The sequence below is a fragment of the Streptomyces sp. NPDC093598 genome, from assembly GCF_044764825.1.
In the GTDB taxonomy this organism is placed as follows: domain Bacteria; phylum Actinomycetota; class Actinomycetes; order Streptomycetales; family Streptomycetaceae; genus Streptomyces.
Window position 1 is genome coordinate 1 of the sequence record NZ_JBIWIV010000028.1, and the last position, 26,757, is coordinate 26,757.

General features: G+C 72.1%; 24 protein-coding genes and 1 pseudogene. 17 read left to right on the forward strand and 8 right to left on the reverse strand.

The window, feature by feature from the left end; translation table 11 throughout:
- Nucleotides 1-741: 741 nt before the first annotated feature.
- Complete coding sequence (locus tag ACIRDU_RS38050; protein WP_403588749.1) at nt 742-1,569, forward strand: hypothetical protein; 828 nt, start codon at nt 742-744, stop codon at nt 1,567-1,569.
- Between the two features lie 81 nt (nt 1,570-1,650).
- Here ACIRDU_RS38050 and ACIRDU_RS38055 read toward each other — a convergent pair whose 3' ends face one another.
- Nucleotides 1,651-2,943 (reverse strand): DUF1015 domain-containing protein, encoded by a 1,293-nt coding sequence (locus ACIRDU_RS38055; protein ID WP_403588707.1) that lies wholly within the window; start codon nt 2,941-2,943, stop codon nt 1,651-1,653.
- Between the two features lie 72 nt (nt 2,944-3,015).
- On the opposite strand from ACIRDU_RS38055, the gene ACIRDU_RS38060 reads away from it, so the two are divergent.
- From ACIRDU_RS38060 to ACIRDU_RS38075, 4 genes are all read left to right on the forward strand, one after another.
- Nucleotides 3,016-4,047, forward strand: a complete 1,032-nt coding sequence (locus ACIRDU_RS38060) for an HAD hydrolase-like protein (RefSeq protein WP_403588709.1) — start codon at nt 3,016-3,018, stop codon at nt 4,045-4,047.
- Between the two features lie 92 nt (nt 4,048-4,139).
- Complete coding sequence (locus tag ACIRDU_RS38065; RefSeq protein WP_403588711.1) at nt 4,140-5,183, forward strand: FecCD family ABC transporter permease; 1,044 nt, start codon at nt 4,140-4,142, stop codon at nt 5,181-5,183.
- The gene (locus ACIRDU_RS38070; protein ID WP_403588713.1) at nt 5,180-6,217 is read left to right on the forward strand and encodes a FecCD family ABC transporter permease; all 1,038 of its coding nucleotides are present in this window, start codon (nt 5,180-5,182) and stop codon (nt 6,215-6,217) included. Before ACIRDU_RS38065 ends, ACIRDU_RS38070 begins: the two co-directional genes overlap by 4 nt.
- Nucleotides 6,214-7,107, forward strand: a complete 894-nt coding sequence (locus ACIRDU_RS38075) for an ABC transporter ATP-binding protein (RefSeq protein ID WP_403588715.1) — start codon at nt 6,214-6,216, stop codon at nt 7,105-7,107. Before ACIRDU_RS38070 ends, ACIRDU_RS38075 begins: the two co-directional genes overlap by 4 nt.
- On the opposite strand, the gene ACIRDU_RS38080 is transcribed toward ACIRDU_RS38075, so the two are convergent.
- Complete coding sequence (locus tag ACIRDU_RS38080) at nt 7,091-7,438, reverse strand: sterol-binding protein (RefSeq protein ID WP_403588717.1); 348 nt, start codon at nt 7,436-7,438, stop codon at nt 7,091-7,093. The genes ACIRDU_RS38075 and ACIRDU_RS38080 overlap by 17 nt on opposite strands.
- Nucleotides 7,439-7,480: 42 nt before the next feature.
- Here ACIRDU_RS38080 and ACIRDU_RS38085 point away from each other — a divergent pair, with 42 nt between their 5' ends.
- From ACIRDU_RS38085 to ACIRDU_RS38105, 5 genes are all read left to right on the forward strand, one after another.
- Nucleotides 7,481-7,807, forward strand: coding sequence for a hypothetical protein (locus ACIRDU_RS38085; RefSeq protein WP_403588719.1), 327 nt, complete (start codon nt 7,481-7,483; stop codon nt 7,805-7,807).
- 7 nt (nt 7,808-7,814) lie between these two features.
- The gene (locus ACIRDU_RS38090) at nt 7,815-8,630 is read left to right on the forward strand and encodes a TlyA family RNA methyltransferase (RefSeq protein ID WP_403588721.1); all 816 of its coding nucleotides are present in this window, start codon (nt 7,815-7,817) and stop codon (nt 8,628-8,630) included.
- Nucleotides 8,627-9,532 carry an NAD kinase gene (locus ACIRDU_RS38095; RefSeq protein WP_381459836.1) on the forward strand — a complete coding sequence of 302 codons (906 nt, stop codon included), beginning with the start codon at nt 8,627-8,629 and terminating at the stop codon, nt 9,530-9,532. Before ACIRDU_RS38090 ends, ACIRDU_RS38095 begins: the two co-directional genes overlap by 4 nt.
- A 171-nt stretch (nt 9,533-9,703) precedes the next feature.
- Nucleotides 9,704-11,422 carry a DNA repair protein RecN gene (gene recN / locus ACIRDU_RS38100; RefSeq protein ID WP_403588751.1) on the forward strand — a complete coding sequence of 573 codons (1,719 nt, stop codon included), beginning with the start codon at nt 9,704-9,706 and terminating at the stop codon, nt 11,420-11,422.
- 210 nt (nt 11,423-11,632) lie between these two features.
- Nucleotides 11,633-12,775, forward strand: a complete 1,143-nt coding sequence (locus ACIRDU_RS38105; RefSeq protein WP_403588723.1) for a glycosyltransferase family 4 protein — start codon at nt 11,633-11,635, stop codon at nt 12,773-12,775.
- A 14-nt stretch (nt 12,776-12,789) separates the two neighbouring features.
- Here the strand turns inward: ACIRDU_RS38105 and ACIRDU_RS38110 are convergent, their stop codons facing one another.
- The gene (locus ACIRDU_RS38110) at nt 12,790-14,433 is read right to left on the reverse strand and encodes a PucR family transcriptional regulator (protein WP_403588725.1); all 1,644 of its coding nucleotides are present in this window, start codon (nt 14,431-14,433) and stop codon (nt 12,790-12,792) included.
- Between the two features lie 126 nt (nt 14,434-14,559).
- Here ACIRDU_RS38110 and ACIRDU_RS38115 point away from each other — a divergent pair, with 126 nt between their 5' ends.
- The 7 genes from ACIRDU_RS38115 (at nt 14,560) to ACIRDU_RS38145 (ending at nt 20,872) form a co-directional block, all read left to right on the forward strand.
- On the forward strand, nt 14,560-15,516 hold the full coding sequence (locus tag ACIRDU_RS38115; RefSeq protein ID WP_403588727.1) for an LLM class F420-dependent oxidoreductase: 957 nt from the start codon (nt 14,560-14,562) through the stop codon (nt 15,514-15,516).
- A 367-nt stretch (nt 15,517-15,883) separates the two neighbouring features.
- Entirely contained in the window at nt 15,884-16,135 is a 252-nt protein-coding gene (locus tag ACIRDU_RS38120) for a DUF6228 family protein (protein WP_403588729.1), read from the forward strand.
- Nucleotides 16,136-16,416: 281 nt separating this feature from the next.
- Nucleotides 16,417-17,865 carry a four-carbon acid sugar kinase family protein gene (locus ACIRDU_RS38125; protein WP_403588731.1) on the forward strand — a complete coding sequence of 483 codons (1,449 nt, stop codon included), beginning with the start codon at nt 16,417-16,419 and terminating at the stop codon, nt 17,863-17,865.
- Entirely contained in the window at nt 17,865-18,728 is an 864-nt protein-coding gene (locus tag ACIRDU_RS38130) for a ketose-bisphosphate aldolase (protein WP_403588733.1), read from the forward strand. Before ACIRDU_RS38125 ends, ACIRDU_RS38130 begins: the two co-directional genes overlap by 1 nt.
- Before the next feature lie 164 nt (nt 18,729-18,892).
- Nucleotides 18,893-19,642 (forward strand): aspartate/glutamate racemase family protein, encoded by a 750-nt coding sequence (locus ACIRDU_RS38135; RefSeq protein ID WP_403588735.1) that lies wholly within the window; start codon nt 18,893-18,895, stop codon nt 19,640-19,642.
- Between the two features lie 143 nt (nt 19,643-19,785).
- Nucleotides 19,786-20,598 carry a 2-oxo-tetronate isomerase gene (gene otnI / locus ACIRDU_RS38140; protein WP_403588737.1) on the forward strand — a complete coding sequence of 271 codons (813 nt, stop codon included), beginning with the start codon at nt 19,786-19,788 and terminating at the stop codon, nt 20,596-20,598.
- Nucleotides 20,552-20,872 (forward strand): hypothetical protein, encoded by a 321-nt coding sequence (locus ACIRDU_RS38145; protein ID WP_403588739.1) that lies wholly within the window; start codon nt 20,552-20,554, stop codon nt 20,870-20,872. The genes otnI and ACIRDU_RS38145 overlap by 47 nt, the downstream gene beginning before the upstream one ends.
- A 564-nt stretch (nt 20,873-21,436) precedes the next feature.
- On the opposite strand, the gene ACIRDU_RS38150 is transcribed toward ACIRDU_RS38145, so the two are convergent.
- From ACIRDU_RS38150 to ACIRDU_RS38170, 5 genes and pseudogenes are all read right to left on the reverse strand, one after another.
- Nucleotides 21,437-21,790, reverse strand: coding sequence for a cupin domain-containing protein (locus ACIRDU_RS38150; RefSeq protein WP_403588741.1), 354 nt, complete (start codon nt 21,788-21,790; stop codon nt 21,437-21,439).
- Between the two features lie 115 nt (nt 21,791-21,905).
- A pseudogene (aspA, locus tag ACIRDU_RS38155) lies at nt 21,906-22,103 on the reverse strand (aspartate ammonia-lyase); the annotation flags it as partial.
- Nucleotides 22,104-22,331: 228 nt separating this feature from the next.
- Nucleotides 22,332-23,477 (reverse strand): N-methyl-L-tryptophan oxidase, encoded by a 1,146-nt coding sequence (gene solA / locus ACIRDU_RS38160; protein ID WP_403588743.1) that lies wholly within the window; start codon nt 23,475-23,477, stop codon nt 22,332-22,334.
- A 153-nt stretch (nt 23,478-23,630) separates the two neighbouring features.
- Entirely contained in the window at nt 23,631-25,082 is a 1,452-nt protein-coding gene (locus ACIRDU_RS38165; RefSeq protein WP_403588745.1) for an NAD-dependent succinate-semialdehyde dehydrogenase, read from the reverse strand.
- Between the two features lie 42 nt (nt 25,083-25,124).
- Nucleotides 25,125-26,405, reverse strand: coding sequence for an NAD(P)/FAD-dependent oxidoreductase (locus ACIRDU_RS38170; protein ID WP_403588747.1), 1,281 nt, complete (start codon nt 26,403-26,405; stop codon nt 25,125-25,127).
- Nucleotides 26,406-26,757: the final 352 nt, after the last annotated feature.

Sequence of the window (26,757 nt, forward strand, 5' to 3'; positions counted from 1 at the left end):
GAGCGTCCGCCCTTCCGCCGGGACGACCGCGGCGAGCGTCCGCCCTTCCGCCGGGACGACCGCGGCGAGCGTCCGCCCTTCCGCCGGGACGACCGGAACGACCGTGGCGACCGCCCCGCATACCGCCGCGACGACAGGCGTGACGACCGCCGGGACGACAGGCGCGATGACCGCCGGGACGACAGGCGTGACGACCGGCGCGATGACCGTCGTGGCGAAAGGCGCGACGGCGACCGCGGTGGTTTCCCTCGCCGCGATGACCGCCGCGACGACCGTGGCGGTTTCCGTCGCGACGACAATCGCGACCGCGGCTTCCGTGGCGATGACCGAGACCGAGCTCGCGACGGTGACCGAGGCTTCCGCCGCGACGACCGCGGTGGATTCCGGGGCCGTGACGAGCGCCGTGACGAGCGTCCTGGGGACGACCGTGGGGACCGTGGCGGCTTCCGGCGCGACGACGCCGGCCGGGGCGGGCGTCCCGGCTTCCGTCGCGAGGACGGCCCCCGCAGCGACCGTGGCGAGTTCCGTCGGGACGACAACCGCGGCGACCGCGGTGGCTTCCGCGGCCGTGACGACCGCGGTGGGCGCGGTCCCCGGCGTGACGACCGGGGCGACCGTGGCTACCGGCGTGACGGCGATCGGCGTGACGGCGACCGTGGTGGTTTCCGCGGCCGGGACGACCGAAGTGGTGCCGGCCGGTTCCGTGAGGAGCGGGAGCGGGACAGGGAGCCCATCAAGCGGCTGCCGATCCCGGAGGACGTCACGGGCGACGAGATCGACAAGGACGTACGGCAGGAGCTGCTGAGCCTGCCCAAGACGCTCGCGGACGACGTCGCCAGGAACCTGGTGATGGTCGCGCGGCTCCTCGACGAGGACCCCGAGGGCGCGTACGCCTACTCCAGGGTGGCGCTGCGGCTGGCGTCGCGCGTCGCCGCCGTACGGGAAGCCGCCGGGTTCGCCGCGTACGCCAGCCAGAAGTACGGTGAGGCGCTGGCCGAGTTCCGGGCCGCCAAGCGGATGACCGGGAACATCGACCTGTGGCCCGTCATGGCCGACTGCGAGCGTGGGCTCGGACGGCCGGAGAAGGCGCTGGACATGGCCGGTGCGCCCGAGGTGCACAAGCTCGACAAGGCCGGGCAGGTCGAGATGCGGCTCGTCGTGGCCGGCGCGCGGCGGGACATGGGGCAGTTGGACGCGGCCATCGTGACGCTGCAGAGCCCGGAGCTGGCCGCGAACTCCGTTCAGCCGTGGACCGCGCGACTGCGGTACGCGTACGCCGACGCGCTGCTCGCCGCCGGGCGGGAGAGCGAGGCGCGGGAGTGGTTCGCGAAGGCCGTCGAGGCCGACCGGGAGGGCAGCACCGACGCCTCGGACCGGCTCGCCGAGTTGGACGGCGTGGAGTTCATGGACGCCATGGTCGAAGACGAGGACCACGAGGACGACGTGGCCTCCGCCTCCGCCTCGCCGGAGCCGGTCGAGGACGAGAGCGACACGGACGAGAGCGACGAGAACGACAAGGTCGAAGACGACAAGAACGAGGACGACAAGAACGAGGACGACAAGGACTGACGTCCGTAGGAGAAGGGGCGGGACCCGGCCGTGAGGCCTTGGGGTCCCGCCCCTTCGTCGTGCTGTGCCGGGCCGGTCCGGTCAGAGGTCCAGCGCCCGAAGCACCAGGCCCGTCGCCGGTTTCGGGCCGAACGACGTCGACTTGCGGGGCATCGTCACGCCCTGGCGGGCCAGGTCGCGGACGACCTCCTCGCGGACCGGATGCATCAGGACGGCCGTGCCGCCGTCGCGTTCGGCCTTCTCGACCGTGGCGGCCGTGTCGTGGATGTAGGCGATGTGGGCGGGGGAGTCCTCGGGGACGCGCCAGACGTGCTCGAGGAGCGTGGCGTGCAGGACCGTCGCGTCGAGGGTGCGCCAGGCCGCGGGGCGGTCGGCGGGGACCGTACGGGCCAGCAGGTCCGGGTCCGGGCGGTCGACGAGATGGAAGGCGCCGTCTCCGGCCAGCAGGAACGCGTTGCCATCGCGGGCCGCCTCCGCCAGGGTGTCCAGGGCTTCGGGCAGCGGGACTTCGAGGCGGCGTACGCGGAAGTGGCCCTCCAGGGCGGCTACGGCATCGCCGACCGGCAGGTCGTGCAGGAGGCGGTGGATGGCGCGGACCCGGAGGGGGTAGCGGGCCGTGTCGACCAGCAGGACCAGGCCGTGGTCCCAGGGGCTGGGGGAGGGGTGCTCCGTGCGGAGGCGGCGGTAGGTCGCCCAGCGGTGGTGGCCGTCGGCGATGAGGGCCTGGTGCCGGCCGAGGTCCCGCTGGATCGCGGCGAGCTCGTCGGGGGCGGTGACCGACCACAGCCGGTGGTGGAAGCCGTCCTCCGTGGTGGTGGCGAGGAGCGGAGGCCGGTCGGCGGTGCGCTCGATCAGGTCCGCTGTGGCGATCGTCGAACCGTTGCCCCGGTAGGTGAGCAGGAGGGGTTCGAGGTTCGCGGAGGTGGCCCGCATGAGGGCCGTGCGGTCGGCGACGATGTGCGCCATGACGTCCTCGTGCGGCAGCACCACCTGCTCATCGGGGTCCGACACGCGCAGGGCGCCGATGATGCCGCGTTGCAGCATGCCGTTGCCGTCCTGCTGCTCGTAGACGTAGAGGCCCGGTTCCGGGTCGGTGGTCAGGACGCCCTCGGACAGCCAGCGGCGCAGGGTGTCGGCGGCCCGTTCGTTGCGGGCGCTGGGCGTGGCGGCCTGGGGAAGGATCAGGCGGACGATGTTGTGCGGGTCGGCGGACTCGAGGTGGTGCAGGCCGTCGGGGCGCACCACGACGTCGTACGGCGGAGATGTGACGGCGGCAAGGCTGCCGACCCGGTCGGGGTCGTAACGAAGGCCTCGGAACGGGGTGAGTTCCAGGCCTGGGTGTGCCGTTGCCTCCGTGTGACCTGCTGTGTCCATCCCGGCATCGTACGGGTGTCAGTGGCATGGGGGATGATCGGGGGAAAGCCGTCGAACGAGGAGCGATGCGGGATGAGCCGGAGCGTCAGGACGAGGCCCGAGGGCAGTGGGCAGGCCCTGAGCGAGGCGTACGACACGGCGCTGCTCGATCTGGACGGTGTCGTGTACGCGGGCGGGAGCGCGATCGCGCACGCGGTCGAGTCGCTGGCCACGGCCCGGGCGGGCGGGATGCGTCTGGCGTACGTGACGAACAACGCGCTGCGGACCCCGGACACGGTGGCCGGGCATCTGACCGAGCTGGGGATACCGACGGGCGCGGAGGATGTCATCACCTCGGCGCAGGCGGTCGCGCGACTGATCAGCGAGCAGGTGCCGCAGGGCGCCCGGGTGCTGGTGATCGGCGGTGAGGGGCTGCGGGTCGCGCTGCGCGAACGCGGGCTGGAGCCCGTGGAGTCGGCGGACGACGATCCGGCGGCCGTGGTGCAGGGATTCGGGGGGCCCGATCTGCCGTGGGGCCGGTTCGCCGAGGCCTCCTACGCCGTGGCGCGCGGTGTGCCGTGGTTCGCGTCCAACACCGACCTGACGATTCCGAGCGGGCGCGGGATCGCGCCGGGCAACGGAGCCGCGGTGGAGGTCGTGCGGATCGCGACGGGCGCCGAGCCGCAGGTCGCGGGCAAGCCGCTGCCGCCGATGCACCGGGAGACCATTCTGCGCACCGGCGCGAAGCGGCCGCTGGTGGTCGGGGACCGGCTGGACACGGACATCGAGGGCGCGTTCAACGGCGAGGTCGACTCGTTGCTCGTGCTGACCGGTGTCACCGACGGGGCGCAGTTGCTGGCCGCCCCGCCGCAGCACAGGCCGACGTATGTGGACGCCGATCTGCGCGGGATGCTCGGCTGTCAGCCGGAGGTCGTGGATGCGGGCGAGGGCGGGTTCCGGTGCGGTGGCTGGACGGCGAGGGCCGGTGCGGACCGGCTGGAGCTCGACGGGGAGGGTGAGGCTCTGGACGGGCTGCGCGCGTTGTGCGCCGTGGCGTGGACGGCCGCCGGTGGGGGTGTGTGCGAGCTGGACGGGGAGAAGGCGCTGGCGCGGCTGGGTATCTGAGCACCTGTTGCCTCTCGGAGCACAGCCGAGGATCTTGAGGGCGCCGGGAAGCCGAAACTTGCTCGCATGCGAGGGTAGGCTAACCTAACCGGGTGTTGGTCGAGAGTCCCCCCGAACAGCGCGCGGACACCGCCCCCGCGCCTCCAACCCGACGGACGGTACGAGCCTTTGGGCTGCTCCTGTCCGTCGCGATCCTGGTGCTCGTCGCGCTGGCGAGTATCGCGATCGGAGCGAAAGAGCTGTCCCTCGGGCAGGTCTGGCACGGCTTGTTCGAGGACTCGGGGACCTACGGGGACGTCGTCGTCGCGGAGCGGCTGTCGCGGACCGTCCTCGGGCTGTTCGCCGGTGCCGCCCTCGGCCTGGCCGGGGCGGTCCTCCAGGCCCTCACGCGCAATCCGCTGGCCGACCCCGGCTTGCTCGGCATCAACGCGGGCGCGTCCGCCGCGGTCGTCACGGCCATCACGTACTTCGGGGTCACCTCGCTCAGCGGCTACGTCTGGTTCGCGTTCTTCGGCGCGGCAGCGGTCGGGGCGCTGGTCTGGTTCCTCGGCGGCAGCCGGGGTGCGACGCCGGTGCGGCTCGCGCTCGCCGGCACGGCGGTCAGCGCCGCGCTGTACGGCTACCTCCAGGCCGTGATGATCATGGACGAGGCGGCGCTCGGCAAGATGCGGTTCTGGACGGTCGGTTCGCTGGCCTCGGCGACCGACTCGACCATCGAGCAGGTCCTGCCGTTCCTGCTGACCGGCACGGTCCTGGCCCTCGCCCTGGCCCGGCCGCTCAACGCCATGGCCATGGGTGACGACACCGCCAAGGCGCTCGGCGCCGACCTCAACCGCACCCGGGCGCTGTCCATGCTGGCCGCGACCGTGCTGTGCGGGGCCGCGACCGCCGCCTGCGGGCCGATCGTGTTCGTCGGGCTGATGGTGCCGCACGTGGTGCGTTCCTTCACCGGGCCCGACCTGCGCTGGATCCTGCCGTACGCGGCGATCCTGTCGCCCGTGCTGCTGCTCGGCGCCGATGTCGTCGGACGGATCGTGGCCCGGCCCTCGGAGCTCCAGGTGGGCATCGTCACCGCGATCCTCGGCGGACCGGTGTTCATCTATCTCGTACGACGGCGGAGGACGGCGCAGCTGTGAAGACCACCAACCGTGCCGTGCGGAGCGGCGGGCTCTCGCTACGCCTGGACGTGCGGGCCGTCACCGTCGTGCTCCTGCTGCTCGTCGCGGCGCTCGCGGCGAGTGTCGTGCTCATCGGCACCGGCGACTTCCCGATCCCGGCCGCGGACGTGCTGCGGACGCTGGTCGGCGAGGGCAACCCGGGCCAGGAGTTCATCGTCAACGAGCTGCGGCTGCCGCGGGTGCTGGTCGGGCTGCTGGTCGGCGCCTCGCTCGGACTCGGCGGCGCGCTGTTCCAGGCCATCTCCCGCAATCCGCTGGGCAGTCCGGACGTACTCGGACTCGGCCAAGGGGCGACGGCCGGTGCTCTGGTGGTGATCGTGCTGACCTCCGGGAGCGCCAACGAGGTCGCCTTCGGGGCGCTGGTGGGAGGCCTGGTGACCGGGCTCGCCATCTACGTGCTCGCCTGGAAGCGGGGTGTGCACGGCTACCGGCTGGTCCTGGTCGGCATCGGCGTCTCCGCGATCGTCACGGCGGTCAACGGCTACCTGCTGACCAAGTCCGACATCGTGGACGCGGCCCGCGCGGTCGTGTGGATGACCGGGTCCCTCGACGGCCGGGACTGGGACCAGGTGTGGCCGCTGCTCGCGCTGACCGCGGTGCTGGTGCCGCTCGTCCTCGTCAACGCGCGCGGGCTGCGGATGATGGAGATGGGCGACGACGTGTCGTACGCCCTGGGGGTGCGGGTCGAGCGCGTCCGGTTGCTGCTCATGGTGGCGGCGGTGCTGCTCACCGCGTCCGCCACCGCCGCGGCCGGTCCCGTCAGCTTCGTCGCCCTCACCGCGCCGCAGCTCGCCCGGCGCCTGACCCGCTCGCCCGGGCCGAACCTGCTGCCCTCGCTGTGCATGGGCGCGGCCCTGCTGGTCGTCGCCGACTGGGTGTCGCAGCGGGCGTTCGGCGCCGAGCAGCTGCCCGTGGGCGTGGTCACCGGCGTGCTCGGCGGGGTCTACCTGCTGTGGCTGCTGGTCAGCGAGCGCAGGGCGGGCCGGATATGAGGGCGGGCACGCGCCCCGAGAGCAGCACCAGCAGCGGACTGAACAACCGAAGGAGCCCCGTGAACCGCCTGTCCGCCGAGAACGTCACCCTCGCCTACGACCGGCGGGTCATCGCCGAGCAGCTGTCGGTGGAGATACCCGACCAGTCGTTCACGGTGATCGTCGGCCCCAACGCCTGCGGCAAGTCGACGCTGCTGCGGGCGCTGTCGCGGATGCTCAAGCCGAGCGAGGGCCGGGTGCTGCTCGACGGTCAGGTCATCCAGTCGATGCCCGCGAAGAAGGTCGCCCGCACCCTCGGTCTGCTGCCCCAGTCGTCCGTCGCGCCCGACGGCATCACCGTCGCCGACCTGGTCGGCCGCGGCCGCTACCCGCACCAGGGCATCCTGCGCCAGTGGTCGACCGAGGACGAGCGGGTCGTGCAGGAATCCATGCGGCGCACCGGCGTCGCCGAACTCGGCGACCGTTACGTCGACGAGCTCTCGGGCGGCCAGCGCCAGCGCGTGTGGATCGCCATGGCACTCGCCCAGCAGACGCCGCTGCTGCTGCTCGACGAGCCGACGACGTACCTGGACATCCAGCACCAGATCGACGTCCTGGACCTGTGCGCGGAGCTGCACGAGGAGCAGGGGCGCACGCTCGTCGCCGTGCTGCACGACCTGAACCACGCCGCCCGCTACGCCACCCACCTCATCGCCCTGCGCGAGGGCCGGGTCATCGCCGAGGGCGCGCCGAAGGACATCGTCACGGCCGAACTGGTCGAGGAGGTCTTCGGGCTGCGCTGCCAGGTCATCGACGACCCGGAGACGGGCACACCGCTGGTCGTGCCGGCGGCGCGCAAGGCCCGCGCCGGGACCCCGGGCGGGAAGGTCGCGGCTACAGAAGCTTCCTGAGCTGGAGCAGGTCCCGCACACCCGCGTGCAGCTTCACCCGGCCGGAGCCCCAGGCCTTGGCGAAGTTCAGTTCGCCGCCGACCAGGGCCACCAGGTCGTCGCCGGTCATGGCGAGCCTGATCTCGGCCTTGCCGGGCGGCGGCCCCTGGACGGTGTCGTGCACCTCGATCCGCCCGCCGCGCATCCGGCCGGCGAAGGTGACGTCGAGGTCCGTGATGTGGCAGCTCACCGAGCGGTCCAGGGCCGCGGCATCGCGGACGTCCCCTTCGGCGCGCTGCATGCTGTCCGAAAGCTTGTCGAGTGCGCTGCGGCACTCCTCGATCGTGGCCATCGCGCTCGACGGTACCGCAGCGGTTCGCGGTAGCGTCGGGGCATGGACGACGCAGTTCCCGAGGCCCCGCCGGCGGCGGCGGAAGAGCCCGCGTACGACCCCGCCGCCCCCGCCCCCCTGAACGTGCCCCGTACCCCCACCGGCGACGCCGAGGTGGACGCGGCGCTGGACCGGCTCGGCGACGCGGACCACCTCGCCACGGACGGACACATCGAGGTGTACGAGGATGTACACCGGGGGCTGCGCGACGCGCTCACCGCGCTCGATGTACGCCCGGGACCTCCGGCTCCCGCCCGTCACCCGACCACCACCCCGCAACGAGACCCTTCGGGTCACCCCCGTCGATCGCCGTACGAGCACAGGAGCTGAACCGAACGTGGCAGGAGTCGCACGCCGTCGTCTGGACGCGGAGCTGGTCCGCCGGAAGCTCGCGCGTTCGCGTGAGCATGCCGGCCAGCTGATCGCCGCCGGGCGCGTTTCCGTCGGCAAGACCGTCGCGACCAAACCCGCCACGCAGGTGGAGACCGCGGCCGCGATCGTGGTGGCCCAGGACGACAGCGACCCCGACTACGTCTCGCGTGGTGGCCACAAGCTCGCCGGTGCGCTCGCGGTGTTCGGGCCGCAGGGGCTGCCCGTCGAGGGGCGCAGGGCGCTTGACGCGGGCGCGTCCACCGGCGGTTTCACCGACGTCCTGCTGCGGGCGGGCGCCGCCCATGTCGTCGCCGTGGACGTCGGATACGGACAACTCGCATGGTCCCTCCAGAAGGATGAACGCGTCACTGTCAAGGACCGTACGAACGTACGCGAGTTGACGCTTGAAGCGATCGATGGGGAGCCAGTGGATCTTGTCGTGGGGGATCTGTCCTTCATCCCGCTCGGGCTGGTCCTGCCCGCCTTGGTGCGGTGCGTGAAGCCGGACGCCGACCTGGTGATGATGGTCAAGCCGCAGTTCGAGGTGGGGAAGGAGCGGCTGGGCAGCGGGGGAGTGGTACGCAGCACTCAGCTGCGCGCCGAGGCGGTACGGGGGGTGGCCGAGAAGGCCTGGGGGCTGGGGCTCGGGGTGAAGGGCGTGACGGCCAGTCCGCTGCCCGGGCCGTCGGGGAATGTCGAATACTTCTTGTGGCTGCGGGCCGGGGCACCGGAACTGGACCCGGCCGATGTTGACCGTGCAGTGGCGGAGGGGCCGCGTTGACCGAGAACCGAGCTCGTACTGTTTTCCTGCTCGCCCACACCGGGCGGCCCGCGGCCGTGCGCAGTGCCGAGCTCGTGGTGAAGGGGCTGCTGCGTTCCGGTCTCGGCGTGCGCGTCCTGGAGGCCGAGGCGCGTGACCTGCCGCTCCCCGAGGAGGTGGAGCTGGTCAAGGAGGCCACTCCGCAGTGCCTCGACGGGTGCGAGCTGCTCATCGTGCTGGGCGGCGACGGCACGCTGCTGCGCGGTGCCGAGTTCGCGCGGGCGTCGGGCGTGCCGATGCTCGGCGTCAACCTCGGGCGCGTCGGGTTCCTCGCGGAGGCCGAGCGGGACGACCTCGACAAGGTCGTCGACCGGGTGGTGACCAAGGCGTACGAGGTCGAGGAGCGGATGACCGTCGACGTCGTCGTGCACCGCAACGGGGACATCGTGCACACGGACTGGGCGCTGAACGAGGCGGCCGTGCAGAAGGTGTCCGCCGAGCGGATGCTGGAGGTCGTCCTGGAGATCGACGGGCGGCCGGTGACCGGGTTCGGCTGTGACGGGATCGTGTGTGCGACGCCCACGGGGTCGACGGCGTACGCGTTCTCCGCGGGCGGGCCGGTGGTGTGGCCGGAGGTCGAGGCGCTGCTGATGGTGCCGATCTCCGCGCACGCGCTGTTCGCGAAGCCGTTGGTGACATCGCCGGATTCTGTGCTGGCTGTGGAGGTTCTGCCCCACATTCCGCCGGGTGTGCTGTGGTGTGACGGGCGGCGGACCGTGGAGTTGCCACCGGGGGCGCGGGTGGAGGTGCGGCGGGGAGCCGTGCCGGTGCGGCTGGCGCGGCTGCACCACGCTTCCTTCACGGACCGGCTGGTGGCGAAGTTCGCGCTGCCCGTCTCCGGGTGGCGGGGGGCGCCTCACTAGCGGGCCATGAGGGGTTTTTTCCCGTCGCCGGCGGGTGCGGGTGCTCCGTGGCTTGTCGCGCAGTTCCCCGCGTCCTCCGAGAAGGCCGATCACCACTCTCGTGGGTGACAGGGGCGGGCCAGTCGCACTCGCAGGCCCCGACCTCGTAAGGTCGTGTCCGTGTTGGAGGAGATGCGGATACGGTCGCTGGGCGTGATCGACGACGCCGTGGTCGAGCTGTCGCCCGGGTTCACCGCGGTCACCGGTGAGACGGGTGCGGGCAAGACCATGGTGGTCACCAGCCTGGGGTTGCTGCTGGGCGGGCGGGCCGACCCGGCACTCGTGCGGATCGGGGCCGGCAAGGCCGTCGTGGAGGGGCGGATCACCGTTCCCCGCGACGCCACGGCCGCGGTACGCGCCGAGGAGGCCGGGGCCGAGCTCGACGACGGGGCCCTGCTGATCAGCCGTACCGTTTCCGCCGAGGGGCGCTCACGGGCGCACCTGGGCGGGCGCAGCGTGCCCGTGGGCGTGCTGGCCGAGCTCGCCGACGAGCTGGTGGCCGTGCACGGGCAGACCGACCAGCAGGGGCTGCTCAAGCTGTCCCGGCAGCGGCAGGCGCTCGACCGGTACGCGGGCGACGCGGTCGCCGGGCCGCTGGCCAAGTACGGCGAGGCGTACAAGCGGCTGCGGGCCGTGTCCGCCGAGCTCGACGAGATCACCACCCGGGCGCGCGAGCGGGCCCAAGAGGCCGACCTGCTGCGTTTCGGGCTCGACGAGATCGCCGCCGTGGAACCCCGCGCCGGTGAGGACGTGGAGCTGGCCGAGGAGGCCGAGCGGCTCGGGCACGCCGAGGCGCTGGCGTCCGCCGCCGCGGTCGCGCACGCCGCCCTCGCGGGCAACCCCGAGGACCCGGAGGGCGTCGACGCCGGGACGCTCGTCGCGGGCGCCCAGCGGGCCCTGGACGCCGTACGGTCGCACGACCCGGCGCTGGCCGCGCTCGCCGACCGCATCGGGGAGATCGGGATCCTGCTGCGCGACGCGGCGGGCGACCTGGCGGGGTACGCCGACGATCTGGACGCCGACCCGCTGCGGCTGGCGGCCGTCGAGGAGCGGCGGGCCGCGCTCACCGGGCTGACGCGGAAGTACGGCGAGGACATCGCCACCGTGCTGGCCTGGGCCGAGCGGAGTGCCGCCCGGCTGACCGAACTCGACGGCGACGACGAGCGGATCGGGGAGCTGACCGCCGAGCGGGACGCGCTGCGCTCCGAACTGGGCGGACTGGCGCAGGCCTTGACGGACGCCCGGACGGAGGCCGCCGAGCGGTTCGCCGCCGCCGTGACCGCCGAACTGGCCTCGCTCGCCATGCCCCACGCGCGCGTGTCCTTCGACATCCGGCAGACCGAGGACCCCGACGGCGTCGAGGTCGGCGGGCGTCCGGTCGCCTACGGTCCCGCGGGCGCCGACGAGGTCGAGCTGCTGCTGGCCCCGCACCCGGGCGCCCCGCCCCGGCCGATCGCCAAGGGCGCGTCCGGCGGTGAACTGTCGCGTGTGATGCTGGCCGTGGAGGTCGTGTTCGCGGGGACGGATCCGGTGCCGACGTACCTCTTCGACGAGGTCGACGCCGGAGTCGGCGGCAAGGCGGCGGTCGAGATCGGCCGGCGGCTCGCACGGCTGGCGAGGACCGCGCAGGTCGTGGTGGTGACCCATCTGCCGCAGGTCGCCGCCTTCGCCGACCGGCAGCTGCTGGTCGAGAAGACCAGCGACGGGTCCGTCACCCGCTCCGGCGTCAAGGTCCTCGAGGGTGAGGACCGGGTCCGGGAGCTGTCGCGCATGCTCGCCGGCCAGGAGGACTCCGAGACGGCCCGGGCGCACGCGGAGGAGCTGCTGGCGGCGGCCCGGGCGGACGGCTAGCCGGAGCGGCGCACCGGCGGTGGTGCAGGCAGGGCGGGCCGGGTCACCCAACTTCACTCGTGTGGGTGACCCGGCCCGGCGGATTCCCCCGCTGCCGCGCCTCGGTGTCGCGCCGCCGGGGTTCCGGCGTTCCCGGAACCCCCTTATGTCCTGGCATCCTTGGCGGAGTACGCGTCGTGACCGCCCGACCCGAACCAGGAGCCCGGCCACGTGACCCCCGTGAGCAGCCACTCACCGCATGGCCAGTTGCCGCTGCGCACCGTGCAGGTGCTGGGCGGAGGCAATGCCGCCAGCAGTGCGCATGTGCGCTCGCTGACCGCGGGGCTCGTCGCACGGGGTGTGAAAGTCACGGTGTGCGCCCCCTACGAGGCGGATCGCGCCTATGACTTCAGCGGAGTCGGGGCCGACCACGTGCACGTGCCGCGCAGCAGTGACCCGGTGTCGGTGGCGGCCCTGCGGGCGGCCTGCGCCAACGCCGATCTGGTGCACGCGCACGGGCTGCACGCCTCCTTCCGTACCGTGCTCGCCCTCAGCGGGCGGCGCGTGCGCACTCCGCTGGTCGTGACGTGGCACGACCGGGCGCACGCCGAGGGGGCGCGTGCCCACATGCTGCGGGTGCTGGAGCGGAGGGTCGTGAAGGCCTCCACCGTCGTGCTGGGCACGACCTCGGCGCTCGTGGACCGGGCACGCCTCACCGGCGCGCGGGACGCCCGGCTCGCCGCCGTCGCGCTGCCAGGTCCCCGCAGGCCCCCGGAGCCCGACGATCCCGACCGGCTGCGCCCCAAGGTGCGCGCCGAACTCGGCGCCATCGGAAGGCCGTTGCTGATGGCCGTCGGCTCCCTGGAACGGCACCGCGGATACGACGTGCTGCTGGACGCCGCGCGTGCTTGGCGCCGGCTCGATCCCCCGCCCCTGGTCGTGATCGCGGGCGAGGGACCGCTGCGTGGTGAACTCCAAGGGCGGATCGAGGAGGAGGCGCTGCCGGTCCGGCTCATCGGGCGGCGCGACGACATCACCGACCTGCTCGCCGCAGCCGACCTCGCCCTGCTGCCGAGCCGCTGGGAGGCACGCTCCGTCCTCGCCCAGGAGGCCCTCCACGCGCGCGTGCCGCTCGTCGCGACCGAGGTCGGCGGCATCCCCGAACTCGTCGGCGACGCGGCCGAACTGGTCCCGTACGGGGACGCGAAGGCCCTCGCCGACGCCGTCGTACGGCTGCTCGGCGACCAGGCCCGACGGGCACTGCTGACGGCCAAGGGCGCCCGGCAGGCCGCCAGCTGGCCGACCGAGGACGAGACGGTCGCCCAAGTGCTCAGCGTGTACGACGAGTTGACCCAGCCCCGGCCTCTCCCTTAGGCCTCCACAGGCCCCTACGGGACGTGCCGGCGGGCCCGCAGGGCCAGACTCAGCGCCAGGACCGTCTGCGGGTCGTCGAGGTCCGTGCCCAGCAACTCCCCGATGCGGGCCAGGCGGTTGTACAGGGTCTGCCGGTTCAGGTGCAGCTCCCGGGCCGTCTCCGCCTTGCGTCCGGCGTGGGCGAGGTACGTCGTCAGGGTGGGCAGCAGCGGCGGCCGGGAGCGGCGGTCGTGCTCCAGGAGCGGGCCGAGGGCCCGGTCGACGAATGCCGCCAGGTCCGGATGGTCGCGCAGCCGCCACAGCAGCAGGTCGATGTCCAGGCGCCGGGCGTCGTACCAGGGCCGGTCCGGCAGGCCCTGGGCCGCCGTGGCCGTCTCGGCCGCGTGCCGCAGGCCCGAGGCCGCCGCCGTCCAGCCCCCGGCCGTCCCCACGACCACCACCGGCGGCTGCCCGCCCGGCCGCGGCATCCCGGCCCGGCCCACACCGGCCCGCAGCGCCGCCGCGACCCGGTCCGCGACCGTCTCCCGATCCGACTCCGCGCGCAGGCCGAGCAGCACCAGCACCCGGCCCTCCACCGGCCGTACCCCGAGCAGCACCGGCACCCCCATCGACGCCAGCTCCTCCGAGAGCGCCCGGGCCAGCACGGCCCAGCCTCCGCCTTGGGACAGGGCGTCCCCGAGCCGCATGACCACCGGAAGCAGCGGGCCCTCGCCCGGCCGGAAGCCCAGCACGCGTGCCTGCGCCGGGGCGTCCTGGGCCGTGACCCGGCCCTCGGCGAGGTCGGTGAGGAAGTCGCCGCGTCCGCGCGCCGCCAGCTCCTCCTCCTGCCGGGCCTGCATCAGCACCACGGCCAGGATGCCCGCGGCCCGCTCGGCGGCCATCCGGTGTACCGGCGCCAGGGGGGTCCGCACGGGCAGCAGGACAAGACGCGCCCGGACGCCCCCGCTGCCGGGTCCGCCGCCCGGCACGTCCACCAGGACCGAACCCGCGAGCGGCGGCTCGTCCTTGTGCTGGCCGCGCAGCCCCTCCCACACCTGGAGCGGTTCCGCTCCCTCGGGCCCGGACCCGGCCGCGTACAGCAACTGCCCGTCCGCGGTCTCCAGGAACACCGGATCGCCGGCGAAGTCGGCCAGGATGCCGAGCACTTGCGGCACACCGCCGCCACTCAGCACGGCCTGCGTGCACCGCCGGTGCACCTCCTCGGCCCGCTGGAGGAGGGTGTAGTGGCCGTTGACGATCTCGGTGTGGATCTCCTCGGTGACCGTGACGAACGGTACCTCGCGGTGCAGTTGGACGAGCGGCAGCCCGGTCGCGCGGGCCGTGTCGACGAGGGCCGCGGGCAGCCGGGTGAAGCGCGGACCGAGCTCCACGACCAGGGCCGCGATCCCGCGCTCGGCCAGGGTGCGCACGAACGCCCGCTGCTCGGCGGGGCGGGTGCCGAGGCCGTAGCCGGTGGTCAGCAGCAGTTCGCCGCCCTTCAGCAGCGAGGCGATGTGCGGCACCTCTCCGGCGTGCACCCAGCGCACGGTGCGCCCGAGCCGCTCGGCGCCCGCCAGCACCTCGGGCAGCCCGCTGCGCAACCCCGGCAGCTCCAGCGCCCGCTGCACGGTGATCCCGGCGCCCTGGGTGTCGTAACCGCTGTCCGTCCCGCTGTCCATGTGCCGGACGCTACCCGCGCGGGTGCCTCCCGGACATCTCCGGAGGGGCACCGGGACGATCACCTCCCGGATCCCGTCGTGGATCTCCCGGGGTTACGGCGTGATCGACCGGGTACGGGCGCCGTCATGGACATGAGCGTGGTCGCGGTGGGGCGGGAGGACGACAGTCCGGTCGAGGAGCCGTTGCGGGTCGCGGTGCTCGCCGACCGGCTCGGGTACCGGGAGGTGTGGGCCGGCGAGGGGCCGACGTGGGACTCGTTCGTCCTGGCGGCGGCGATCGGCGCGGCCACCGAGCAGGTCGCGCTGACCGCCGGGCCCGTGCCGGTGTCGGTGCGCGACCCGCTCACCATCGTCCGGGGCGCCGCCTCCACGGCGGCCGTCACCGGCCGGCCCGTCGGCGTGGCACTGGGCACCTCCAGCAAGCGGGTCGTCGAGGGCGCGCACGGCAGGCCGCGCACCCGGCCCGCCGCCGCCCTCGCGGAGTCGGCGGCGGCCGTACGGGCGCTGATGGACAGCGTGCCGGGCGAGCCGATCGTGCCCGGCAGCGGCTTCCCGCGCCGGTTGCCGCCGCCCGGAGGCATGGTCACCGTCGCCGCGTTCGGGGAGCGGGCGGTCGCCGCCGCCGTCGCGCACGCCGACCGGATGCTGCTCGACATCGTCTCGCCCGAGCAGGTCCGCATGCTGCGCGGCCGGATGCTCGCGGCCGCCGAGAAGGCGGGCCGTACGCCGCCGAGGCTGGCCGCCTGGCTGCCCGCCGCAGTGGATCCGGATCCGGAGTCGCTCACGCAGATCCTGCGCAGCGTCGTCGGCTACCTCGCCGTACCGGGCTACAGCGACATGTTCGTCGACGCGGGGTTCGCCGAGGTCGTCGAGCTGGCCGCCAAGGGCGCCGACCCGGAGACCCTGCTGCGGGCCCTGCCGCCCGAGGCCGCCGGCACGGTCGCTCTCGTCGGCGACACCGGCACCGTCCGCGCCCGCATCGCCGCCTACGCGGAGGCCGGACTCGACGAGATCGCCCTGGTCCCGGCCACGGCCGGAGACCCGGCGGGGGAGCGCACGCTGACGGCCCTCAGGCCACGGTGACGCCCCCGCGGGCCGCTGTAGGTTTCCTTCGCTGTTGGCCACCGGCTGGGGCCGTGCGCTCCAGGTTCAGATGCGGTACCAACAGGCCGGCCGCGGTTCTATTCCATGATCGTGTCCATTTCCTCGCGGCTGTTCCGTTGCATGTCAGAGCATGTTCAGAGGCTCGCGCACCGACCCTCTCGCCGGACGCACGCAAGGATGTAGGGGGTGGGGTCCCCGGGGGCGACGACCACCTCTACGCGGACGGGGTGGTGAGGAAGCTGCGCATCACCATGAACGTCGGCAGATCTTCCTTATACGTACGCCACGACCCGGCCAGGCCGGTGCCCGCGGCAGGTCGATCAGGGCGGCGATCACGCCGTAGGGCATGAAGACAGCGGCAAGGGAGAGGCCGAAGAAGACAGCAACGCTCGACTTCCCCATCAGGGCCTGCGGGCCATGGGGAAACGTCGAGACCTCGGTGCAGACCTGGGACGGCGACGGCCTCGGCACCTTCCTCACCTCGCTTGCCGAAGACTTCCGGGGCTGGGAAGACCGCCTTATAGGGCAGCCTTATAAGGCACATCGGGATTGGGTCTTGGACGCGCTGCCCGGCCCGCTGCTGCAATCGGCCGTATGACGAACCAGAACCACCGCCTCGCCCTCGCCCCCGGTGACGGCATCCGGGTCGAGGTCCTGCCGCCCGGCGGCGCCTGCGACGAGGCAAAGGACAAGGCGTTCTGAGCCGATACCGACGGCGGTGACACGTTCTGGCCAAGGGCCTGTTGCCCGCCGGCGCCCTCGCCGAGCTGCTCCGGCCCGAGGCCGTCGCGGGACCCGGTCAAGCCCTGGTGTGACGTGATCAAGCGCGACCCCGACTGACGTTCCCCCCAACTACCCTTAATGGAGCAGGAATTCGTCATGCCTCTACCCCTCCATGCCCAGACGCGGCCCGTCCCCGAGGCCGCGGTGCTGAAAGGGCTGCCCCCAGTCCGCGAGGTGAGTGCCGCGGAAGTGGCCGCCCGGATTTCCGGCGGTCCCCGTCTCGTCGTCCTCGACGACGATCCCACCGGCACCCAGACGGTCGCCGACGTGCCCGTCCTGACGTCCTGGACGGTGGACGACCTGCGCTGGGCGCTGCGCCAGGACAGCGCCGTCTTCTTCGTCCTCACCAACACCCGCAGCCTGTCCACTGAGGACGCGGCCGCCCGCAACCGCGAGGTCGTCCGCGCCCTGCACGCGGCGTCGGCGGCCGAGGGCACCGGCTACGTCCTGGCCAGCCGCGGGGACTCCACGCTTCGCGGCCACTTCCCGCTGGAGACCGACGTCCTCGCCGAAGAGCTGACCGAGCTGGACGGCAAAGCTCCGGACGGCGTCGTGCTGGTCCCCGCCTACATCGAGGCGGGCCGGCTGACCGTCGGCTCCCGCCACTGGATGCGGACCACCGACGGACTGCTCCCGGTCGGCGAGAGCGAGTTCGCCCGCGACGCCACCTTCGGCTACCGCAGCTCGTCGCTGCCCGAGTGGGTCGAGGAGAAGACGGGCGGACGCGTGCCCGCGGACGAGGTCCTGCGCGTCACCCTCGACGACCTGCGCGGCGGCGGCCCGGCGCACACGGCGCGGCTGCTGTCCTCGCTGCGCGGCGGACGGGTGGCCGTGGTCGACGCGGTGTGCGACGACGATCTGCGGGTGCTCGCCCTGGCCCTGGCGCAGGCGGAGGAGAACGGCACGCGGCTGCTGTACCGGGTCGGGCCGTCCTTCGTCAGGGCCCGCGCCGGACAGGCGGCGCGGGCACCGCTCACCCCGGCCGAACTGCGCCCGCTGCGCGGCGACGCACCGCACGGTCTCATCGTCGTGGGCTCTCATGTCGCGCTGACGACACGGCAGTTGGACCGGCTGCGGGAGCGCGGCGGGATCGCCGAGTACGAGCTGGACGTGGCCCTGCTGCTCGACGAGGAGCGGCGTGACGCCCACATCGCCGAGGTCGCGGCCGCGGCCGCCGGCGCCCTGGACTCGGCCGACGCCGTGATCCGCACCTCCCGCGTGCTCGTGACGGGTGCCGACGCGGACGACAGCCTGGCGATCTCCCGCCGGGTCTCCGCCGCGCTCGTTGAGGCCGTGCGGCAGGTCAACGCCGCCCGGCGGCCCGCCTTCGTCGTCGCCAAGGGCGGTATCACCTCCAGCGACACCGCCACCCACGGCCTCCGGATCCGCCGTGCCTGGGCCCGGGGCACGCTGCTGCCGGGCATCGTCTCGCTCTGGGAGCCCGTGGACGGCCCCGCCGGCGGCATCCCCTACATCGTCTTCGCCGGGAACGTCGGCGGCCCCGACGCCCTCGCCGACGCCCTCGACCTGCTCAGGAGTGCCTGATGCTGCTGCACGGAACCGATGCCCTGAAGCAAGCCGCGGCCGCCGGTCACGCCCTGCCCGGCTTCGTCGCCTACAACCTGGAGACCATCCAGGGCATCACGGCCGCCGCCGAGGCCGCCGGACGGCAGGTCATCATCCAGGCGGGCTCCAGTCCCTTCAAGCACGCCGGCCGCGAGGCCCTGATGCGGCTGGCGCTGGACGCCGCCGCACGCTCCACGGCCCCTCTCGGTGTGCACCTCGACCACAGCCGGGACCTGGACGAGATCACGGTCTGCCTGGAGGCGGGCTACACCTCTGTCATGGTCGACGGCTCCCACCTGCCGTTCGCCGAGAACATCGCCTTGACGAAGGAGGCGGTCCGCCGGGCCCGCAGCCACGGTGCCTGGGTGGAGGCCGAGCTCGGTGCCCTGCCGGGCGACGAGGACGTCTCCACCGACGCCGTCGCGCAGGCCGCGGCGATGACCGATCCGCAGCAGGCGGCCGAATTCGTGGCCGCAACGGGCGTGGACGCGCTCGCCGTCGCCGTCGGCAACGTCCACGGCTTCACCAAGCACCCGGTCCGCCTGGACCTGGAGCGGCTGGCCACGATCCACGAGGCCGTACCGGTCCCGCTCGTCCTGCACGGCGCCAGCGGCCTGCCCGTCGAGGAGCTGCACGGCGCCCTCGCCCGAGGCGTCGCCAAAGTCAACGTCAACGCCGAACTGCGCCGCGCCTATCTGGAGGCCACCCGCGTGACCCTCCCGTCCGCGGTGCCCGGCTCCGACGTCGTCTCCCTGTGGGCGGCCGGCCGCGACGCGGTCCGAGACGCCGCCCTGGATGTCATCGGCCGCCTGAGCCCCCGCCCCGCGGGGACGGACGCATGACCTGAACTCCTCCCCGCCGCCTGGAGCCGCACCGCACCGGCGGACACAAGACCGTCGTCCACCCTCCCCTGCCGTGCGCGCTACGCACGGTTCGCACCGCTCTGTCCCGAGCTCTCGTGCCCACCTCGGCACGCGGGCCGATACCTCACCCTGTTGGAGACACCATGTCCACCACTCCCTCGATCGCCGTGCTCCACACCAGCCTGCTGTTCGTCAACCCCGATTCGGTCATCAACGAGTACCTCGCGCAACTCGCGCCTGACGCCAAGGTCCTGCACTTCGTCGACAGCGACGTGCTCGCTGCCGTGGTGCGCGACGGTGGGATCTCACCTGCCAGCACGCAGCGCATGGTGCACCTGGCCCAGGCCGCGGAGGCCGCGGGGGCCGATGTCCTCTTCTCCGCCTGCTCCTCGGTCGGTCCGGCCATCGACGTGGCCCGGCGCCTGGTCTCCGTCCCGATCGTCAAGATCGACGACGCGATGACCGCGTCCGCGGTCGAGACCGCGGGCGCCATCGGCGTCCTGGCGACGGTCCCCACGACGCTGCCGCCGACCCGTGCCCTCGTCGAGGAGAAGGCCCGGGCGGCCGGTCGCGACATCACCGTGCGGGAGCGGCTGTGCGAGGGCGCCTTCTCGGTGCTGATGTCCGGTGACCGCTACCGCCACGACGCGATGGTGCTGGACGGGGCACGGGCGTTGGCCAAGAAGGTCGACGTGATCGTGCTTGCCCAGGCATCCATGGCACGGCTGGCTCCCGCGATCGCCGAAGCCGTCGGCAAGCCCGTGCTCTCCAGCCCGCGCAGCGGAACGGAGGACGCGGTGCGTGTGCTGAACGAGCAGACGGCCGAACCTGCCGATGCCACAGGCAAGGCCCTGGAGACCACGGGTTGGCAGGGAGGCTGCGGAGCCAGGTGATCGCACCGCACATGGGCGGTCCGGCCTCGCGGCTTTCGGGTGTCCTGCCGTAATGGGCGGCCGGCCCCCGCCGGTGCACATCAGCGACCAGCACGTCGTCCACCACTGACCCTGGCCGTCCCAGCCGAACCACAGGAGCCAGCATGCCGAGGTTCGCAACGAACCTGTCCATGATGTACAACGAGCACGACTTCCTCGACCGCTTCGCCGCGGCCTCGGCCGACGGCTTCCAGGCCGTCGAGTACCTCTTCCCCTACGCCTACGACGCCGCCGAGCTGCGCCGCCGGCTCGACGACCACGGCCTCGAGCAGGCGCTCTTCAACGCACCTCCCGGAGCGTGGGAGTCCGGAGAGCGCGGGATGGCGGCGCTGCCCGGACGCGAGGCGGAGGTGCGTTCCGGGGTCGACCGGGCGCTGGAGTACGCGACGGCGCTGGGCTGCGCGAGGGTGCACCTGATGGCCGGGCTGGTCCGTCAGGACGCGACACCGGCCGAACGGGCCAAGCACCGCGACACCTACCTGACCAACCTGGCCCGGGCCGCGGAGCGCGCCGCCGCGGCGGGTGTCGACATCCTGATCGAGCCGATCAACGGCCGCGACATGCCCGGATACTTCCTGAGCACCCAGGCCGAGGCCCACGCCGTGGTGCAGGAGGTGGGAGCCCCGAATCTCAAGGTGCAGCTCGACCTCTACCACTGCCAGATCATCGAGGGCGACCTCACCGCGACCCTGCGCCGCGACCTGCCGACCGGCCGGGTCGGTCATCTGCAGATCGCGGGCGTGCCCGACCGGGGTGAGCCCGACCGGGGTGAGCTCAACGTCCGCCACCTGCTCGACGTGGTCGACGAGCTGGGCTTCGACGGGTGGACCGGCTGCGAGTACAAACCCCGCGCCGGCACGAGCGAAGGTCTTGGCTGGCTCAACGACTACCGCAGCCGCCGAGGGGAAAGCGCATGAGGATGTCATCGCGGCTGGCTTCGGCTTCCTGGGACGACATGTCGCCGCACTGCTGAAGGCGCCAACGCTCCGTGGTGCACCGGTCGACCGGCTGGTGCTCGCGGACCGGTCCGTGCCGTGGGATGCGCCCGTGGCGACCGATCCGCTCGTGGATGACGTGCAGGGCGACCTGTTCGCCCGCCTCGACGGGGTGTTCGGTGAGCCGGTGGACGTCCTGATCCACCTCGCTTACGCTGTCCCGTCCGAACGCGAGGTGGATTTCGACCTCGGCTGAGCGTCGACGTCGTGGGCTACGCGCCGGGGCAGGCGAGCGTGCACCGGGGCAGAGCTGTCCGCGGCATGCCTCGACCTGCATGTAGGTGTGCGGCGGCACCCAGCGGTACTGGACGACGGCGTCCAGTACCTCGCGTCGTCGACTTCGGCCCCGAACGCCACCACCGGGTTCGGTTGCCGGTGGCTTCCTGCGTGTGGTGCGCACCGCTGCCCTTACGGTGCTTCGCACGGTCGGCCCGGACCATGCCGTCGAGCCGGCCGCCACGTTCCGCGGCCGCTTGCGCGAGGCGCTGGGCCACCGGCGGCAGGCTTCGCCATCCACCGCCTGCGGGCGCACGGAAGGCCCCTTCGTTCTGGGCCACTCCGTGCGCCCGCCTGCTTGCTGCGTGATGACGCCGAGCGTTGCCGATGGGACCGGGAGGCAGTCGACAGTCTCATCGCCCACCCCGCCACTGAGCCGCATTGCTGCCGCAGCGCGGTCCTCAGGGCATCGAGGAGATGTGTCGTCTGGGCAGGTTGCCCTCACGAGAGGTCCCGACGACGAGAGCAATCTGCGCCATCGGGGTTACGACACGGTCAGGTAGATCTTGCGCACAGTTTCGATGGTCTTCCAGACACCGACGTAGCCCGGCTTCATGACAAAGCTGTCGCCTGCCTTGTAGACCACCGGCTCGCCGCCTTCCGGCGTGAGTTCGACGACGCCGGAAAGGATGTGGCAGAACTCGAAGAGCTCGCCCTTGATCGAGCGCGTCTCGCCGGGCGTCGCTTCCCAGACGCCCGTTTTGATCGTTCCCTCGCGGGCGGCGTCCTGGGCCCAGGTCTTGTACGTCGGGTCACCGGAAATCAGGCGCTCCGGCAGCGGGCCGGACTCCTGGGGTGCGAAGGAGGGGTTGGGATCGATGGTCTTCAGGAGCGACATGCTTCTTCCTTTACTGTTTCGGGAACGACATAAATCGGGAACGGACATACCAAGCGGTGTCGGTGGCCTGCTTGGACCCCGGTGTGTCCGGGTCGGGCGGTCGCCGGACCGACCAAGCTCTCGCAGGTGGTGTCGACTCGGACACGAAGTGCCCGACAATCCACTCGAAGGCGTTGAGGTCGTGCTGTCCGGCCTCCGCCGCCATCGTGGTCGTCACGGCTTCCGATCAGCGAAGGCGACCTGATGGGCGACCTCGGCAAGCACCGGATCGACCTTGCCCGGGCATGGTGCTCGAATCGGCCTGCACTGGCGGCGCGGGCCGGGGGGACTGTTGCTGTCCGTCGAGTATCTCCGTCACCCCGCACGGAGCCCACGCGTGATCTGTCCGTTGCGGACACGGTGATCGGACGTTGTGTCAAGCACGGGGCCGGCAATCGGCATTCCCGGCCCTCTCGGCCTGGGGAGATATGAGACCTTCGCCGTGTGCACCCGCAGCGGTGTCCTTACAACAAGACTGCGCCGAGGCGGCGAAAGTGGGCGGCTACCTGGTCTTGAACCGGCCCGGACGCACGAAGTCCAGGCCGTCGACGGTCTGCTTGCCGAGCGCCTCGTGGGCGGCGATCTGCCCGAAGCCGGTCGCCATTTTGAAGCCCTTTCCGGAGAAACCCGTGGCGCAGTAGACCCTGCTGTTCTCGCCCAGCCGGCCGAGGAGGGGATGACCGTCCTCGGTGAAAAGGTCGGGAAAGGCGTCGGAGCGCACGACGCTGGGGATCAGGCCGGGGAAGAATTCGGTGACGATGTCGGTGACCTTTTCTCTTTCTTCCCTGGTGAGTTCTCTGGGCACGCGGTCCGGGTCGGGGGTCGTCCTTTCGCGTCCGTCCAGCGGTGCGTCCACCGATGCCTTGACGGTCACGCCATCGACGGCGGGTGCACCGTACATGGCGCGATCGTCGTACAGGCGGCTGAAGACGGGGAAGTTCTCCGGCGAGAACTGCGTGCCGTCCTGGGCGATGAACCAGGTCAGGACGATCCGATGGGTTTCCGTAACGGCCTTGAGGTGGTCGGGCATGAGCCTTCGGGACCAGCCGCCCGAGGCGACGATGACCTTCTCGAACGTCCAGGTCCTGTCGCCCGAGGTGACGACCACGCCGTGTTCGGTTTCGGTGATGCTGTCCACGGGTGTGTTCTGGAGGACGGTGGCGCCGTTCGCCCGGGCCGCCGCGACGGCGGCGCTGACGGCGCGGTCGGTGCGCAGAACGCCGGCGCGGGGGTCGTAGACGGCGCAGTCGTCGGGGCGGAGGTTGTGCTGGGGGTAGCGTTCCGCCAACTCCTCCCGGCTGAGGACGCAGTGCTCTGCCCCGTTGACACGCGTTGTCTCGAGGAGGCTGTTGATGTAACTGCCGTTCGCCGTCCCGATGGACAGCCCCCCGGTGGGTATGAGGATGTCCTGCCTGGTTTCCGCCTCGAGCTCGGCCCACAGGCCGCGGGAGCGTTCCATGATGGGGTAGTAGTCAGGTTTGCCGAGGTAGACCATGCGGAACAGGCGGGTGTCCCCGCCCACGGCACTGCGGCCGTGGGCCGGGGTGGCCGCCTCGAAGCCCACCACCGAGTCGGACAGCCGGGAGGCCTGCCACAGGGCCATACTTCCGATGCTGCCCAGGCCGATGACTGCGAGTTGTGCGTCCATGAGAGCAGTTGCCTTTTCTTTACTCGTGAAGTCCTGCAAGCCTGCTGCCGAATCTGGCCGGGAGCGAGGTCGTGCGGGACCCCCTGCGCTCTTCCCACTGGTCGGCCAGACCGCCTTCGCCGGTGGTACAGCACGACGAGTCGGTCGGATGTGTCAGGCTCCGACGGGGACGGCGATGTACTTGTATTCGAGGAACTCGTTGATGCCGACGGTGCCGCCTTCGCGGCCGAGGCCGGACTGTTTGATGCCGCCGAAGGGGGCGGCGGGGTTGGAGACGAGTCCGGTGTTGAGGCCGATCATGCCGCTTTCGAGGCGTTCGGCGACGCGCAGGGCGCGGTCGAGGTTCTGGGTGAACAGGTAGGCGGCGAGGCCGAATTCGGTGTCGTTGGCGGCGGTGATGGCCTCGTCCTCGGTGTCGAAGGTGAGGATGGCGGCGACGGGTCCGAAGACTTCGGTGTCGTTGATGGCGGCGTCGGGGGTGATGCCGGTGAGGACGGTGGGCGGGTAGAAGCAGCCGGGTCCTTCGGGCAGTTCGCCGCCGGTCAGGACGGTGGCGCCGCGTTTGACGGCGTCCTGGACGAGGTCGTGGGCTTTGCTGCGGCCGGCGGTGTCGATGAGGGGGCCGACGTCAATGCCGGGCTGGGTGCCGTCGCCGACGGTGAGGGCGGCCATGCGGGCGGCCAGGCGGGTGGCGAACTCGTCGGCGACGGCGGTGTGGACGTAGATGCGGTTGGCGGCGCAGCAGGATTCGCCCATGTTGCGCATCTTGGCGACCATGGTGCCCTCGATCGCGGTGTCGAGGTCGGCGTCGTCGAAGACGATGAGGGGGGCGTTGCCGCCCAGTTCCATGGAGGTGCGGATGACGGTGTCGGCGCACTGGGCCAGCAGGATGCGGCCGACACCGGTGGAGCCGGTGAAGGACAGCTTGCGGATCTGCCCGCCGCGCAGGAGGGGTTCGACCACGCCCGCGGCGTCGGTGGTGGTGACGATGTTCAGCACACCGGCCGGCAGACCCGCTTCGGTGAGGATCTCCGCCAGGGCGAGGCTGGTCAGGGGGGTCTGGGGGGCGGGTTTGAGGACGATGGTGCAGCCGGCGGCGATGGCCGGGCCGATCTTGCGGGTGCCCATCGCCAGGGGGAAGTTCCAGGGGGTGATGAGCAGGCAGGGGCCGACGGGCTGACGGGTGACCAGCAGGCGGTTGCGGCCGTCGGGGGCGGTCATCATGCCGCCGTCGATACGGACGGCTTCCTCGGAGAACCAGCGGAAGAACTCGGCGCCGTAGGCGACCTCGGCACGCGCCTCGGCCAGGGGCTTGCCCATCTCCAGGGTCATCAGCAGCGCGAGGTCCTCGGTGCGCGCGATGATCAGGTCGTAGGCGCGGCGCAGGATCTCGCTGCGGATGCGGGGTGCGGTGGCGGCCCAGGCGGCCTGCGCGGCGACGGCCGCCTCCACGGCGCGCTGCCCGTCGGCGGGTGAGGCGTCGGCGACCCGGCACAGCTCCTCGCCGGTGGCCGGGTTGTCGACGGACAGGGTCCGGCCGGACTCGGCGTCCTGCCAGCCACCGCCGATGAACAACTGCTTGGGAACATCACGGACGACAGTCATCGTGGGTATCTCCTTGGAAGCGTAAATGGTGCTGCCGACCGGTCAGCGGATGCGGTCCAGCGTCTTGTAGTAGGCGCCGGCGAAGGGCAGGAACCAGGCGGTGCCGTTGTAGAGGGGGATGCGGGGCGGGGCGATGTCGCGGACGGGGCTGACCTCGGGGTGGCCGTCCATCACCTCGGCCATGACCTGACCCATGTGCGTGGCCATTTGCACACCGTGGCCCGCGTAGCCCATGGAGTAGTAGACGCCGTCGTCGGTCTGCCCGGCGTGCACGATGCGGTCCATGGCGAAGCCGACGGAGCCACCCCACACGTACTCGACCTTCGTCCGGGACAGCTGGGGGAAGATCTCGCACATCTCACGGAACAGGACCGCACCGCTCTTCTTGTCCGAGGTGGGGTCGGACGGCGCGAAGCGGGCACGGCCGCCGAACAGCAGCCGGTTGTCCGGGGTGAGCCGGAAATAGTGGCAGACCTGGTTGGAGTCGACGATGAGACGGGCCTTGGGGATGATGTCCCGGGCGAGCGCCTCGCCGAGCGGCTCGGTCACGATGATGAAGCTGCCCAGGCACACCTGCTGGCGGCGCAGCCAGGGGAAGTTCTTGTCGGTGTAGGCGTCGGTGGCCATCATGACCTGCCCGGCACGGATGACACCGCGCTCGGTGCTGACCTCGAAACGGCCGGCAGCGGTACGCCGCACGCCGATGGCCGCGTTGCGCTCGTGGATCTCCACACCGGTGCGCTCGCACGCCTCGGCCATACCGCGCACGAAACGACCGACATGCAGTGCGGCACTGAACGGGTCGAGCAGACCGCCGTGGTAGGCGTCCGAACCGATCTCGGAACGCAGCTCGGACTTACCGATCAGCGTGGTCTCGTGGCCGAAGTACTGGGCCAGGTCGCGCTGCTGGGCCTTCTTGCTCTCGAAGTGGGCGGGGCGGGAGGCGACGCCCAGGCGTCCGACGCGACGGAACTGGCAGTCGATGGACTCCTCGTTCACGAGCCGCTCGACGGTGTCCACCGCCTCGCCGTAGGAGTTGTAGATCTCGCGGGCCCGCTCCAGTCCGTACCGGCGGATGGCCTGGCGTACACCGATGGTGAAACCGAGGTTGGCCATGCCGCCGTTGCGCGCGGAGGCACCAGAACCGATCTGGCCCTTCTCCACGAGGGTGACGCGGGCGCCCTTGCGGGCGGAGTGCAGGGCGGTGGACAGACCCGTCAGGCCGGCGCCGACGACCACCAGGTCGGCGTCCTCGGTCAGCGGCTTGCCGGACCGGTCGGGAAACGGACCGGCGGTTTCTATCCAGTACGGAATCGTCTTCATTTCGGGTCCTTAGCGGGGAGTTTCGAAGTGGGGCGCGGCCGGGCACCACCAGGGGCCCGGCCGACGGCGCTGTCAGCGCTGTGACGGTCGGATCGACGTCGAACCGGAGGGCGTTGAAGACCGGGACCGGCAGGGTGCGGCAGTCACGTCAGCCGCAGTCGGCCGGCGTCTTCTCCGGACTTACTGCCGGAGCCGCTACCGCGTGTCCCAGCCGCTTTCACAAGACCGTTTCGAGGAATGCCTGGGTTCGTTTCTCACGGGGATTGGCCAGCACTTCACGGGCGTCGCCGCGTTCCACCGCGATGCCGCCGTCCATGAACAGCACCTCGTCGGCGACCTCGCGGGCGAAGCC

What these genes read in the sequence shown, in the direction of transcription:
- ACIRDU_RS38085 (WP_403588719.1), top strand. Translation starts at nt 7,481, where the DNA reads ATGGACGACGCAGTTCCCGAGGCCCCGCCGGCGGCGGCGGAAGAGCCC.
- ACIRDU_RS38115 (WP_403588727.1), top strand. Translation starts at nt 14,560, where the DNA reads ATGGACATGAGCGTGGTCGCGGTGGGGCGGGAGGACGACAGTCCGGTC.
- ACIRDU_RS38075 (WP_403588715.1), top strand. Translation starts at nt 6,214, where the DNA reads ATGAGGGCGGGCACGCGCCCCGAGAGCAGCACCAGCAGCGGACTGAAC.
- ACIRDU_RS38150 (WP_403588741.1), bottom strand. Translation starts at nt 21,790, where the DNA reads ATGTCGCTCCTGAAGACCATCGATCCCAACCCCTCCTTCGCACCCCAG.
- recN (WP_403588751.1), top strand. Translation starts at nt 9,704, where the DNA reads ATGCGGATACGGTCGCTGGGCGTGATCGACGACGCCGTGGTCGAGCTG.
- ACIRDU_RS38135 (WP_403588735.1), top strand. Translation starts at nt 18,893, where the DNA reads ATGTCCACCACTCCCTCGATCGCCGTGCTCCACACCAGCCTGCTGTTC.
- ACIRDU_RS38080 (WP_403588717.1), bottom strand. Translation starts at nt 7,438, where the DNA reads ATGGCCACGATCGAGGAGTGCCGCAGCGCACTCGACAAGCTTTCGGAC.
- ACIRDU_RS38170 (WP_403588747.1), bottom strand. Translation starts at nt 26,405, where the DNA reads ATGAAGACGATTCCGTACTGGATAGAAACCGCCGGTCCGTTTCCCGAC.
- ACIRDU_RS38165 (WP_403588745.1), bottom strand. Translation starts at nt 25,082, where the DNA reads ATGACTGTCGTCCGTGATGTTCCCAAGCAGTTGTTCATCGGCGGTGGC.
- ACIRDU_RS38060 (WP_403588709.1), top strand. Translation starts at nt 3,016, where the DNA reads ATGAGCCGGAGCGTCAGGACGAGGCCCGAGGGCAGTGGGCAGGCCCTG.
- ACIRDU_RS38110 (WP_403588725.1), bottom strand. Translation starts at nt 14,433, where the DNA reads ATGGACAGCGGGACGGACAGCGGTTACGACACCCAGGGCGCCGGGATC.
- ACIRDU_RS38120 (WP_403588729.1), top strand. Translation starts at nt 15,884, where the DNA reads ATGAAGACAGCGGCAAGGGAGAGGCCGAAGAAGACAGCAACGCTCGAC.
- otnI (WP_403588737.1), top strand. Translation starts at nt 19,786, where the DNA reads ATGCCGAGGTTCGCAACGAACCTGTCCATGATGTACAACGAGCACGAC.
- solA (WP_403588743.1), bottom strand. Translation starts at nt 23,477, where the DNA reads ATGGACGCACAACTCGCAGTCATCGGCCTGGGCAGCATCGGAAGTATG.
- ACIRDU_RS38130 (WP_403588733.1), top strand. Translation starts at nt 17,865, where the DNA reads ATGCTGCTGCACGGAACCGATGCCCTGAAGCAAGCCGCGGCCGCCGGT.
- ACIRDU_RS38055 (WP_403588707.1), bottom strand. Translation starts at nt 2,943, where the DNA reads ATGGACACAGCAGGTCACACGGAGGCAACGGCACACCCAGGCCTGGAA.
- ACIRDU_RS38125 (WP_403588731.1), top strand. Translation starts at nt 16,417, where the DNA reads ATGCCTCTACCCCTCCATGCCCAGACGCGGCCCGTCCCCGAGGCCGCG.